Source organism: Pseudodesulfovibrio cashew, from assembly GCF_009762795.1.
GTDB classification, from domain to species: Bacteria; Desulfobacterota; Desulfovibrionia; order Desulfovibrionales; family Desulfovibrionaceae; genus Pseudodesulfovibrio; species Pseudodesulfovibrio cashew.
Window position 1 is genome coordinate 1,957,952 of the sequence record NZ_CP046400.1, and the last position, 13,832, is coordinate 1,971,783.

A 13,832-nucleotide genomic window follows, 5' to 3' on the forward strand; every position below is an offset into this window, starting at 1 on the left:
CCGGCCGGGGACCCCTCCGGTTCATTACTCTCAATTCATCGGACGCTTCATTGTGTCCTGTCTGATTCGATCTCGGGTTACGTCACGTAATGTTGTCCTGCCGCAGGTGTCGACGTTGGGTCTTCCACAACAAAAACAGCCCCGGACACCAAGGCGTCCGGGGCTGTTTCATTTTTTATACGGGGGCCGTGTTACTTGGTCTGGGGGTCGAAGTTGGCGGACTTCACGTCCAGATGCCTGACCAGTTCGCCTTCCAGGGCGAGGAAGCGGTAGACGGAGTAATTGCGGTTGGACTTGGCCGTCTCCAGGAGCACGGAGTTGCTGAACACTTCGTTGATGGAGTCGAGCACGTCGAGCAGGGAGCGTTGGCCCACATTGAACTGCATGATGTACATGTCTCTGGACTGCTGGGAGTAGTCCAGGGCCTCCTGGTGCTTGGCCACGGACTGTACTGCGGCCTCGTATTCGGCCCAGGCGGTGGCCACCTGACGGGCCAGATCGTCCTGGGTGTTTCTGAGGTCCGCTTCGGCTTCCTGGACACGGGATCCGGCGGCCTTGGTGGAGTAGTAGTCCGAGGTGCCATTGAAGAGATTCCAGTTGACGGCGACCATGGCCCGGTTGTCCTGAAGCCAGTCCTCGGAGCCGTCAAGGCGGTCCGTGTTGCGGCTGGAGAGTTCGAGGTCAACGTTGGGCATGAAGCTGGCGCTGCTGACGTCCTTGTCGCGCATGGAGGCCTCGACCTCGGCCTTGTACACCTTGACCTTGGGGTTGCCGACCATGGTCTTGTCCATGACGCCATCCATGGTGCCGGGGAAATAATCCGGGTGGTAGCCTGCCGGTGAAAGGGGGCCGGGGTGTATGCCCGTCACCCTGAAATACTGGGCTTCGGCGGCGCGAAGATTGCCCGTGTAGGAGATGAGCGTGGTCTCGGCCCGGGCCACGCGGCCCCTGGCCTGCATCTCGTCGGCCTTGCTCCCGGCGCCTGCGGTAACGCGCTCGGCAATGGAGTCGAGAATTTCCTGGTGGGCGCGGATGTTCTCTCCGGCCAGGGTGGTGAGCTTGCGCTCGCGAACGATGTCTATGTGAGCGCGCACGGCATCAAGAGCCACGGTCTCCACGTTGTCGTAGAGGCGGTATTCCGCTGATTCGAGCCTGGCCTGCGAACCCTGGTAGGAGTTATAGCGGTCCAATCCGTCAAACACGTTCTGAGTCAGGGTCACTGTCGAGTCTGCGGCAGTGCGGCTGCGTCCGTCCGTGCCTCGTCCTCTGGTGGTGTTGGAGGAGTATTTCTGGAGGCCATAATCCGCGCTGAAATCGAGGGACGGGAAGAAACGGCCCAGTGCTGCCGAAAGGTTGTTCGAGACAGCGTCCCTGTTGTGCAGCAGGGATTTGATTTGCGGGTGTTGCTTTACGGCGGCCGTCACGCTTTCCTTAAGGCTGGTGGCGCCGTCGGTTCCGGCCATGGCGGGCAGGGCGCAGAACAGACATATCAGGGCAGACAGAAGCAGGCGTTTCATCTGAGTCCTTGGGGGTTGATTAATCTACTATAATGTATCTGACTGCTTTTAGCCGGAAAATCCAGAGAAAGCAAGGCCCCTGAAGAAGGAGGCGACCCGGCCGGAAAGGGTCGGGTCGCCGTGTCATCAGCAGTTGTTGCCGGAGTCGATGATGTATTGGATCAGATCGTCTCCCTGGTGTTCCGCAGCCACGTCGGACTGGTGGGACGAGATGTCGGTCTGGCTTACGCCAAGCAACCTGACCACCACGTCGTTTCCGTGCTCGTCGCCGACGAGGACCTCGGTGTAGTTGATGGAGTTGTCGCTGCCCGAGGTGATGTCCTTGACGGTCATCCCTTCACCCAGCTCCAGGGCGTCGTTGCCCAGCTGGAAGTCGTTGACCACGATGTCGCCTCCGCCGTTGTCCAGGACGGAATGGTCGATGAACAGCGTGTCGGCGCCCTCACCGGTGGTGATGGAGTCGCCGCCGCTTTCGGGCGCGATGAAGTCATCGCCTGCACCGCCGTTAATGAGGTCGCTGCCTGCGCCGCCATGGATAGTGTCGTTGCCATCCCCACCCAGGAGGATGTCGTCGCCGTCCCCGCCGACGAGCAGGTCATTGCCCGCGTCACCCGAGAGGAAGTCGTCGCCGCCTTCCCCATAGAGGGTGTCGTTGCCGTCGGCGCCCATGGCCGCGTCATCCCCGTCCGTGCCGTTGAATACGCCGCTTTCGGAGCCGGAGAGCGAAATCGTCAGATCGTCAAAGTCGTCATCGTCGAACCAGCTGGTCTGATCGTCCGTGTGCACAATCTCCGTCTCGCCCGGATCCACGGAAAGGCCCGCACGCATTCCGGTGGGCAGGTCGAATGTGGCCTCCTCAAAGCGGCTGTTGAATGCCGGGTCGTCGAACTGCACATCCACGTATTCCGTATGCCCGTCAGTGCTTGACACGGACAGCTCCCAGTGCCCATGGGACTGGACAAAGTCGAGGCGGCCTTCGCCGTCCAGGTCATGGCTTGCTCCGTCGGGGATGAGGAAGAAACGGACATCCTCGTCACCGGCAAAGGTCTTGAGCACTTCACCGATCATACTTGCGTCCCGGCTGTCATTGAGAATGATTTCAGGGTCGGAGGGCTTGCCGTTGACCACGGAGTAGATGCCGAGCATGTTGTGATAGCCCGCATGCTGATCCTCGAAGACAACATTCTGGCCCGTGACCTCCACCGCATTTGCCGGAGCGATGTTCAGGGTTACGGTTGCAGTGTCCGTTCCGCCATTGCCATCCTCGACCGTATACTCGAAGGTGGCCCTGCCGAAGAAGCCGTCGTCAGGTGTGAAGGTGATGTTGCCGTCCTCATCCATGGAGACGGTGCCGTTGGCGGCGCTGCCCACGCTGGCCACGGAGAGAATATCCCCGTCCGCATCGGAGTCGGAAGCGAGCAGGTCCGCAGTGGTGAGGTGGATGGTCTCGCCTTCAGTGTAAGTGCCCTCCACCGAGGGGCCGGTGGTGGCGGTTACGGACTTCAGCAGGAAGTCCGAATTGTTTGCCTGGGACAAAAGGCTGAAGTTGTCCAGGGGGGTCAGGGCCACCATGGTGATGTCGTGTCCGCCAAAGTCGGAGGACTCGAGCACGATATCCACTAATCCGTCGTATTCGCCTTGGGTGACGCTGGCAGTGCCCAGGATCTGGTCGCCGTGGCTCTCGTCCGCGCCGTGGATGATAACTTGTCCGTTGTCATCCGCCCGTACATCCAGATAACCGAGAAGGGTGGGCTGATCGCTGTCGCCGGTAGGTTCGCCATAGACCGCTATGCGGGCCGTCTCGACGTTCCCGTCGTCATAGCGGATTCCGTCGAACAGGGCGGCCAGCTCAAGGGAGACTGTTTCCTTGCCTTCGTCGAAGGAGACAGTCATCACTTCGTTGTAATTGTTTTCATACCATTCGAACCCGCGCAAGATGTCGATCTCGCCGCCGTCGATGTCCCCCGGGGAGGATATGCCGAGCCCGGCATATTCCGCGCCCTGGGTATAGTCCGCGTTTACATTCTTGCCGCTGATCTGCATGGCCGGGTTGGTTGTCCAGGAATCCTGCTCCAACGCATTACCCGTGAAGATCCGGACATTGACGCCGGATTCAGCCCACTGCTGTACCACGTCATGCGGCTCGCTTCCTATGGGGGTGTCGACGCTGATGGTGTGGCCGGGCTGCACGGTAATCGTGCCGAACTCGTCGTCTACCGCAACGGGGTCGTCGTTGACCGCTGCGACCACGACCGAGCCGGAGCCGGTGGCCTCGCCGCCCGCGCCGTCAGTCACGGTGAAGGAGTAGTCCACGGTGCCGTTGAAGTTCTGAGCGGGAGTAAAGGTCCAGGTGCCGTCGCCGTTGTCGGTCAGGGTGCCGTCGCCCGCATTGGCCAGGGCGATGGTCGCCACGGACACGGTGTCGCCGTCGATGTCGGCCGCACCGGCCAGGATGTCGGCCTCGCTGATGGTGATGGAACCGGAGTCCTCGTCCATGGACAGCGCCGCGGTGTCGGAGACCGTCGGGTCGTCGTTGACCGCTGCGACCACGACCGAGCCGGAGCCGGTGGCCTCGCCGCCCGCGCCGTCAGTCACGGTGAAGGAGTAGTCCACGGTGCCGTTGAAGTTGGCGGCCGGGGTAAAGGTCCAGGTGCCGTCGCCGTTGTCGGTCAGGGTGCCGTCGCCGGCATTGGCCAGGGCGATGGTCGCCACGGACACGGTGTCGCCGTCGATATCGTCAGCGCCTGCCAGGATGTCGGCCTCGCTGATGGTGATGGAACCGGAGTCCTCGTCCATGGACAGCGCCGCGGTGTCGGAGACCGTCGGGTCGTCGTTGACAGCCGCCACTACCACCGAGCCGGAGCCGGTGGCCTCGCCGCCCGCGCCGTCGGTCACGGTGAAGGAGTAGTCCACGGTGCCGTTGAAGTTGGCGGCCGGGGTAAAGGTCCAGGTGCCGTCGCCGTTGTCGGTCAGGGTGCCGTCGCCGGCATTGGCCAGGGCGATGGTTGCCACGGACACGGTGTCGCCGTCGATGTCGTCAGCGCCTGCCAGGATGTCGGCCTCGCTGATGGTGATGGAACCGGAGTCCTCGTCCATGGACAGCGCCGCGGTGTCGGAGACCGTCGGGTCGTCGTTGACCGCCGCCACTACCACCGAGCCGGAGCCGGTGGCCTCGCCGCCCGCGCCGTCGGTGACGGTGAAGGAGTAGTCCACGGTGCCGTTGAAGTTGGCTGCCGGGGTGAAAGTCCAGGTGCCGTCGCCGTTGTCGGTCAGGGTGCCGTCGCCTGCGTTGGCCAGGGCGATGGTTGCCACGGACACGGTGTCGCCGTCGATGTCGTCAGCGCCTGCCAGGATGTCGGCCTCGCTGATGGTGATGGAACCGGAATCCTCGTCCATGGACAGCGCTGCGGTGTCGGAGACCGTCGGGTCGTCGTTGACCGCCGCCACCACCACCGAGCCGGAGCCGGTGGCCTCGCCGCCCGCGCCGTCGGTGACGGTGAAGGAGTAGTCCACGGTGCCGTTGAAGTTGGCGGCCGGGGTGAAGGTCCAGGTGCCGTCGCCGTTGTCGGTCAGGGTGCCGTCGCCTGCGTTGGTCAGGGCGATGGTCGCCACGGACACGGTGTCGCCGTCGATATCGGCCGCGCCGGCCAGGATGTCGGCCTCGCTGATGGTGATGGAACCGGAATCCTCGTCCATGGACAGCGCCGCGGTGTCGGAGACGGTCGGGTCGTCGTTGACCGCCGCCACTACCACCGAGCCGGAGCCGGTGGCCTCGCCGCCCGCGCCGTCGGTGACGGTGAAGGAGTAATCCACGGTGCCGTTGAAGTTGGCTGCCGGGGTGAAGGTCCAGGTGCCGTCGCCGTTGTCGGTCAGGGTGCCGTCGCCGGCGTTGGCCAGGGCGATGGTTGCCACGGACACGGTGTCGCCGTCGATGTCGTCAGCGCCTGCCAGGATGTCGGCCTCACTGATGGTGATGGAACCGGAGTCCTCGTCCATGGACAGCGCCGCGGTGTCGGAGACCGTCGGGTCGTCGTTGACAGCCGCCACTACCACCGAGCCGGAGCCGGTGGCCTCGCCGCCCGCGCCGTCGGTCACGGTGAAGGAGTAGTCCACGGTGCCGTTGAAGTTGGCGGCCGGGGTAAAGGTCCAGGTGCCGTCGCCGTTGTCGGTCAGGGTGCCGTCGCCGGCATTGGCCAGGGCGATGGTTGCCACGGACACGGTGTCGCCGTCGATGTCGTCAGCGCCTGCCAGGATGTCGGCCTCGCTGATGGTGATGGAACCGGAGTCCTCGTCCATGGACAGCGCCGCGGTGTCGGAGACCGTCGGGTCGTCGTTGACCGCCGCCACTACCACCGAGCCGGAGCCGGTGGCCTCGCCGCCCGCGCCGTCGGTGACGGTGAAGGAGTAGTCCACGGTGCCGTTGAAGTTGGCTGCCGGGGTGAAAGTCCAGGTGCCGTCGCCGTTGTCGGTCAGGGTGCCGTCGCCTGCGTTGGCCAGGGCGATGGTTGCCACGGACACGGTGTCGCCGTCGATGTCGTCAGCGCCTGCCAGGATGTCGGCCTCGCTGATGGTGATGGAACCGGAATCCTCGTCCATGGACAGCGCTGCGGTGTCGGAGACCGTCGGGTCGTCGTTGACCGCCGCCACCACCACCGAGCCGGAGCCGGTGGCCTCGCCGCCCGCGCCGTCGGTGACGGTGAAGGAGTAGTCCACGGTGCCGTTGAAGTTGGCGGCCGGGGTGAAGGTCCAGGTGCCGTCGCCGTTGTCGGTCAGGGTGCCGTCGCCTGCGTTGGTCAGGGCGATGGTCGCCACGGACACGGTGTCGCCGTCGATATCGGCCGCGCCGGCCAGGATGTCGGCCTCGCTGATGGTGATGGAACCGGAATCCTCGTCCATGGACAGCGCCGCGGTGTCGGAGACGGTCGGGTCGTCGTTGACCGCCGCCACTACCACCGAGCCGGAGCCGGTGGCCTCGCCGCCCGCGCCGTCGGTGACGGTGAAGGAGTAATCCACGGTGCCGTTGAAGTTGGCTGCCGGGGTGAAGGTCCAGGTGCCGTCGCCGTTGTCGGTCAGGGTGCCGTCGCCGGCGTTGGCCAGGGCGATGGTTGCCACGGACACGGTGTCGCCGTCGATGTCGTCAGCGCCTGCCAGGATGTCGGCCTCACTGATGGTGATGGAACCGGAGTCCTCGTCCATGGACAGCGCCGCGGTGTCGGAGACCGTCGGGTCGTCGTTGACTGCCGCCACTACCACCGAGCCGGAGCCGGTGGCCTCGCCGCCCGCGCCGTCGGTGACGGTGAAGGAGTAATCCACGGTGCCATTGAAGTTGGCGGCCGGGGTAAAGGTCCAGGTGCCGTCGCCGTTGTCGGTCAGGGTGCCGTCGCCCGCATTGGCCAGGGCGATGGTCGCCACGGACACGGTGTCGCCGTCGATATCGTCAGCGCCTGCCAGGATGTCGGCCTCGCTGATGGTGATGGAACCGGAGTCCTCGTCCATGGACAGCGCCGCGGTGTCGGAGACCGTCGGGTCGTCGTTGACCGCTGCGACCACCACCGAGCCGGAGCCGGTGGCTTCGCCGCCCTCGCCGTCGGTGACGGTGAAGGAGTAGTCCACGGTGCCGTTGAAGTTGGCGGCCGGGGTAAAGGTCCAGGTGCCGTCGCCGTTGTCGGTCAGGGTGCCGTCGCCTGCGTTGGCCAGGGCGATGGCCGCCACGGACACGGTGTCGCCGTCGATGTCGGCCGCGCCGGCCAGGATGTCGGCCTCGCTGATGGTGATGGAACCGGAATCCTCGTCCATGGACAGCGCTGCGGTGTCGGAGACCGTCGGGTCGTCGTTGACCGCCGCCACCACCACCGAGCCGGAGCCGGTGGCCTCGCCGCCCGCGCCGTCGGTGACGGTGAAGGAGTAGTCCACGGTGCCGTTGAAGTTGGCGGCCGGGGTGAAGGTCCAGGTGCCGTCGCCGTTGTCGGTCAGGGTGCCGTCGCCTGCGTTGGTCAGGGCGATGGTCGCCACGGACACGGTGTCGCCGTCGATATCGGCCGCGCCGGCCAGGATGTCGGCCTCGCTGATGGTGATGGAACCGGAATCCTCGTCCATGGACAGCGCCGCGGTGTCGGAGACGGTCGGGTCGTCGTTGACCGCCGCCACTACCACCGAGCCGGAGCCGGTGGCCTCGCCGCCCGCGCCGTCGGTGACGGTGAAGGAGTAATCCACGGTGCCGTTGAAGTTGGCTGCCGGGGTGAAGGTCCAGGTGCCGTCGCCGTTGTCGGTCAGGGTGCCGTCGCCGGCGTTGGCCAGGGCGATGGTTGCCACGGACACGGTGTCGCCGTCGATGTCGTCAGCGCCTGCCAGGATGTCGGCCTCACTGATGGTGATGGAACCGGAATCCTCGTCCATGGACAGCGCTGCGGTGTCGGAGACCGTCGGGTCGTCGTTGACCGCTGCGACCACCACCGAGCCGGAGCCGGTGGCTTCGCCGCCCTCGCCGTCGGTGACGGTGAAGGAGTAGTCCACGGTGCCGTTGAAGTTGGCGGCCGGGGTAAAGGTCCAGGTGCCGTCGCCGTTGTCGGTCAGGGTGCCGTCGCCTGCGTTGGCCAGGGCGATGGCCGCCACGGACACGGTGTCGCCGTCGATGTCGGCCGCGCCGGCCAGGATGTCGGCCTCGCTGATGGTGATGGAACCGGAATCCTCGTCCATGGACAGCGCCGCGGTGTCGGAGACCGTCGGGTCGTCGTTGACCGCCGCCACCACCACCGAGCCGGAGCCGGTGGCCTCGCCGCCCGCGCCGTCGGTGACGGTGAAGGAGTAGTCCACGGTGCCGTTGAAGTTGGCTGCCGGGGTGAAAGTCCAGGTGCCGTCGCCGTTGTCGGTCAGGGTGCCGTCGCCCGCGTTGGCCAGGGCGATGGTTGCCACGGACACGGTGTCGCCGTCGATGTCGTCAGCGCCTGCCAGGATGTCGGCCTCGCTGATGGTGATGGAACCGGAGTCCTCGTCCATGGACAGCGCTGCGGTGTCGGAGACCGTCGGGTCGTCGTTGACCGCCGCCACTACCACCGAGCCGGAGCCGGTGGCCTCGCCGCCCGCGCCGTCGGTGACGGTGAAGGAGTAGTCCACGGTGCCGTTGAAGTTGGCTGCCGGGGTGAAAGTCCAGGTGCCGTCGCCGTTGTCGGTCAGGGTGCCGTCGCCTGCGTTGGCCAGGGCGATGGTTGCCACGGACACGGTGTCGCCGTCGATGTCGTCAGCGCCTGCCAGGATGTCGGCCTCGCTGATGGTGATGGAACCGGAATCCTCGTCCATGGACAGCGCTGCGGTGTCGGAGACCGTCGGGTCGTCGTTGACCGCCGCCACCACCACCGAGCCGGAGCCGGTGGCCTCGCCGCCCGCGCCGTCGGTGACGGTGAAGGAGTAGTCCACGGTGCCGTTGAAGTTGGCGGCCGGGGTGAAGGTCCAGGTGCCGTCGCCGTTGTCGGTCAGGGTGCCGTCGCCTGCGTTGGTCAGGGCGATGGTCGCCACGGACACGGTGTCGCCGTCGATATCGGCCGCGCCGGCCAGGATGTCGGCCTCGCTGATGGTGATGGAACCGGAATCCTCGTCCATGGACAGCGCCGCGGTGTCGGAGACGGTCGGGTCGTCGTTGACCGCCGCCACTACCACCGAGCCGGAGCCGGTGGCCTCGCCGCCCGCGCCGTCGGTGACGGTGAAGGAGTAATCCACGGTGCCGTTGAAGTTGGCTGCCGGGGTGAAAGTCCAGGTGCCGTCGCCGTTGTCGGTCAGGGTGCCGTCGCCTGCGTTGGCCAGGGCGATGGTTGCCACGGACACGGTGTCGCCGTCGATGTCGTCAGCGCCTGCCAGGATGTCGGCCTCGCTGATGGTGATGGAACCGGAATCCTCGTCCATGGACAGCGCTGCGGTGTCGGAGACCGTCGGGTCGTCGTTGACCGCCGCCACCACCACCGAGCCGGAGCCGGTGGCCTCGCCGCCCGCGCCGTCGGTGACGGTGAAGGAGTAGTCCACGGTGCCGTTGAAGTTGGCGGCCGGGGTGAAGGTCCAGGTGCCGTCGCCGTTGTCGGTCAGGGTGCCGTCGCCTGCGTTGGTCAGGGCGATGGTCGCCACGGACACGGTGTCGCCGTCGATATCGGCCGCGCCGGCCAGGATGTCGGCCTCGCTGATGGTGATGGAACCGGAATCCTCGTCCATGGACAGCGCCGCGGTGTCGGAGACGGTCGGGTCGTCGTTGACCGCCGCCACTACCACCGAGCCGGAGCCGGTGGCCTCGCCGCCCGCGCCGTCGGTGACGGTGAAGGAGTAATCCACGGTGCCGTTGAAGTTGGCTGCCGGGGTGAAGGTCCAGGTGCCGTCGCCGTTGTCGGTCAGGGTGCCGTCGCCGGCGTTGGCCAGGGCGATGGTTGCCACGGACACGGTGTCGCCGTCGATGTCGTCAGCGCCTGCCAGGATGTCGGCCTCACTGATGGTGATGGAACCGGAATCCTCGTCCATGGACAGCGCTGCGGTGTCGGAGACCGTCGGGTCGTCGTTGACCGCTGCGACCACCACCGAGCCGGAGCCGGTGGCTTCGCCGCCCTCGCCGTCGGTGACGGTGAAGGAGTAGTCCACGGTGCCGTTGAAGTTGGCGGCCGGGGTAAAGGTCCAGGTGCCGTCGCCGTTGTCGGTCAGGGTGCCGTCGCCTGCGTTGGCCAGGGCGATGGCCGCCACGGACACGGTGTCGCCGTCGATGTCGGCCGCGCCGGCCAGGATGTCGGCCTCGCTGATGGTGATGGAACCGGAATCCTCGTCCATGGACAGCGCCGCGGTGTCGGAGACCGTCGGGTCGTCGTTGACCGCCGCCACCACCACCGAGCCGGAGCCGGTGGCCTCGCCGCCCGCGCCGTCGGTGACGGTGAAGGAGTAGTCCACGGTGCCGTTGAAGTTGGCTGCCGGGGTGAAAGTCCAGGTGCCGTCGCCGTTGTCGGTCAGGGTGCCGTCGCCCGCGTTGGCCAGGGCGATGGTTGCCACGGACACGGTGTCGCCGTCGATGTCGTCAGCGCCTGCCAGGATGTCGGCCTCGCTGATGGTGATGGAACCGGAGTCCTCGTCCATGGACAGCGCTGCGGTGTCGGAGACCGTCGGGTCGTCGTTGACCGCCGCCACTACCACCGAGCCGGAGCCGGTGGCCTCGCCGCCCGCGCCGTCGGTGACGGTGAAGGAGTAGTCCACGGTGCCGTTGAAGTTGGCTGCCGGGGTGAAAGTCCAGGTGCCGTCGCCGTTGTCGGTCAGGGTGCCGTCGCCTGCGTTGGCCAGGGCGATGGTTGCCACGGACACGGTGTCGCCGTCGATGTCGTCAGCGCCTGCCAGGATGTCGGCCTCGCTGATGGTGATGGAACCGGAATCCTCGTCCATGGACAGCGCTGCGGTGTCGGAGACCGTCGGGTCGTCGTTGACCGCCGCCACCACCACCGAGCCGGAGCCGGTGGCCTCGCCGCCCGCGCCGTCGGTGACGGTGAAGGAGTAGTCCACGGTGCCGTTGAAGTTGGCGGCCGGGGTGAAGGTCCAGGTGCCGTCGCCGTTGTCGGTCAGGGTGCCGTCGCCTGCGTTGGTCAGGGCGATGGTCGCCACGGACACGGTGTCGCCGTCGATATCGGCCGCGCCGGCCAGGATGTCGGCCTCGCTGATGGTGATGGAACCGGAATCCTCGTCCATGGACAGCGCCGCGGTGTCGGAGACGGTCGGGTCGTCGTTGACCGCCGCCACTACCACCGAGCCGGAGCCGGTGGCCTCGCCGCCCGCGCCGTCGGTGACGGTGAAGGAGTAATCCACGGTGCCGTTGAAGTTGGCTGCCGGGGTGAAAGTCCAGGTGCCGTCGCCGTTGTCGGTCAGGGTGCCGTCGCCTGCGTTGGCCAGGGCGATGGTTGCCACGGACACGGTGTCGCCGTCGATGTCGTCAGCGCCTGCCAGGATGTCGGCCTCGCTGATGGTGATGGAACCGGAATCCTCGTCCATGGACAGCGCTGCGGTGTCGGAGACCGTCGGGTCGTCGTTGACCGCCGCCACCACCACCGAGCCGGAGCCGGTGGCCTCGCCGCCCGCGCCGTCGGTGACGGTGAAGGAGTAGTCCACGGTGCCGTTGAAGTTGGCGGCCGGGGTGAAGGTCCAGGTGCCGTCGCCGTTGTCGGTCAGGGTGCCGTCGCCTGCGTTGGTCAGGGCGATGGTCGCCACGGACACGGTGTCGCCGTCGATATCGGCCGCGCCGGCCAGGATGTCGGCCTCGCTGATGGTGATGGAACCGGAATCCTCGTCCATGGACAGCGCCGCGGTGTCGGAGACGGTCGGGTCGTCGTTGACCGCCGCCACTACCACCGAGCCGGAGCCGGTGGCCTCGCCGCCCGCGCCGTCGGTGACGGTGAAGGAGTAATCCACGGTGCCGTTGAAGTTGGCTGCCGGGGTGAAGGTCCAGGTGCCGTCGCCGTTGTCGGTCAGGGTGCCGTCGCCGGCGTTGGCCAGGGCGATGGTTGCCACGGACACGGTGTCGCCGTCGATGTCGTCAGCGCCTGCCAGGATGTCGGCCTCACTGATGGTGATGGAACCGGAGTCCTCGTCCATGGACAGCGCCGCGGTGTCGGAGACCGTCGGGTCGTCGTTGACCGGCAGCACCTCCAGGGTGCCGGTGCCCGAGGTAGAGAAAACCGTGTCGCTGACCGTGAAGTTGATGTCCAGGGTGCCGTTGAAATTTTGGTCGGGGACAAAAGTCCAGTATTGCAGGTTGCCATTGGCATCCCGCACTTCAGTGAGTTCTCCACCCGAGATACTCAGATCCGTGACGCCAACAAAGGCACCGGGGTCAGGGTCGCTGACCAGAGAGAGGATGTCGGTGTCATGGATAATGTAGGTCCCGTCCTCATCCATGGTGATATCCAGAGTCCCGTTGATGGAGGGCGCATTGGAGTTCCCAGTCCCAGACTCTGCCGTGAGAGTGTCGGATGCCGCAAGCTGCCTGTCTTCGGTAGCTGTGCGGGAAAAACTGGGGTCGCTTCCGCCTGACAGGCTTTCCAAGCTATGGAACAGGGTCCCGCTGTCATCGGTGTAGGTGTTGATGCCACCGCTGGAAGCGTGTCCTCCAGCCGCGGTTTCGGTCACGTCAGGCTCGTTGAAGGCGAAAAGATAGACGTCACCTGCGACGACCTCTCCTCCCTGCAATGCGAAAGACGGGATGACGCCTTGTTGGGCGGCTAATCGATAACCTTCTAGGATTATGGTTGAATTTTCTGTCGTGATGATCAGATCTTCACCATTGCCGCTGAAAATGGCATCCGCGAGGTCAAAGCCAAAGGAGACTACCCCGTCGGCGGGCAGCGTGTAGGCTACGGTCTCTTGGCCTTGAGGGGGCGTATTGATGACGCCGCCATCCGTGAGTTGGATATATAATGTATTGGTCATGACTACCTCCAGTAGCTGGCCAATGCGCAGAGCATTGTAAATGAGTTTAGTTACTACATACGCACTCCATAGCACTTAGTCAAATCAACTAAATGCTGTGATTACAAGCTGTTATATTGTGTAAAATTGGTTTGTTTGTTTGACTATGTGCTGGAATTAAGGGATAAACAGGGGTGGTGATTAGAGTCGATTTTTACGTATTAATATATGTTGTCAACAGGTATCTGTGCAAAATCGTACTTAAAAGTTGAGTTGTGTTTCTCCAGACGAGGTGTTGTTTCTGGAGGTATTATGCCGTAATTATTTGATTAAAGACCCATGCGCGGGACGTGAGAAAAAATTTCTCACAGATCTTGGAATCAAGTGGTTCCTAATCGGAGTCACGTTTTACCTCGATGCGATGACGGGGAATTCAGGATTATTGTCTACTAGGGGATGTGTTTTCACGTAGTCGTATCGAGACAGTTATAGAGACACGGTGAGCGGGTATATAAAACCAGAAGCCCCCGACGATCGGGGGCTTCTGGTTTAGGAGGCTTGGGACACGGTCCCGGGGTAGAGGTAAGGTCGGTGAAATATTCTTTCGGGCGGTGCTGCAATCAAAGCGATACTTATATCCGGCGTTGCAACTTTTCCCGCTTCTTCTCCTTGTATGACTGCAAGATATGGAAAACTGATCTAGATGTCCAATATATTGTTTGTTTCAATTGATACTTTTGTGATATTGAAAAAACGTGATGTCAGTGCATGGTTTTCTGTTGACAATGTCACGCTCTCTGGGCAAATTGGCTTTCCCAACTACGTGGGGCTGTAGCTCAGTTGGGAGAGCGCTTGAATGGCATTCAAGAGGTCGTGGGTTCGATTCCCTCCAGCTCCACCACAAGA

Annotated in this window: 2 protein-coding genes and 1 tRNA gene; 1 reads left to right on the plus strand and 2 read right to left on the minus strand. The window is 64.5% G+C overall.

Features of this window, described 5'->3' with window-relative positions:
• Nucleotides 1–191 precede the first annotated feature (191 nt).
• Together GM415_RS08790 and GM415_RS08795 are read right to left on the minus strand one after the other, a co-directional pair.
• Nucleotides 192–1,517: a TolC family outer membrane protein gene (locus GM415_RS08790; protein WP_158947443.1), complete on the minus strand. Its 1,326-nt coding sequence runs from the start codon at nt 1,515–1,517 to the stop codon at nt 192–194.
• Nucleotides 1,518–1,643: 126 nt separating this feature from the next.
• Complete coding sequence (locus GM415_RS08795) at nt 1,644–12,947, minus strand: cadherin-like domain-containing protein (RefSeq protein ID WP_158947444.1); 11,304 nt, start codon at nt 12,945–12,947, stop codon at nt 1,644–1,646.
• A gap of 804 nt (nt 12,948–13,751) precedes the next feature.
• Between GM415_RS08795 and GM415_RS08800 the strand changes: the two genes are divergently transcribed.
• Nucleotides 13,752–13,827 (plus strand) — tRNA-Ala (locus GM415_RS08800).
• The last annotated feature ends 5 nt before the right edge of the window (nt 13,828–13,832 follow it).

Excerpts from the sequence above, each read along its gene's own strand:
- GM415_RS08790 (WP_158947443.1), bottom strand. The coding sequence starts at position 1,517 with ATGAAACGCCTGCTTCTGTCTGCCCTGATATGTCTGTTCTGCGCCCTG.
- GM415_RS08795 (WP_158947444.1), bottom strand. The coding sequence starts at position 12,947 with ATGACCAATACATTATATATCCAACTCACGGATGGCGGCGTCATCAAT.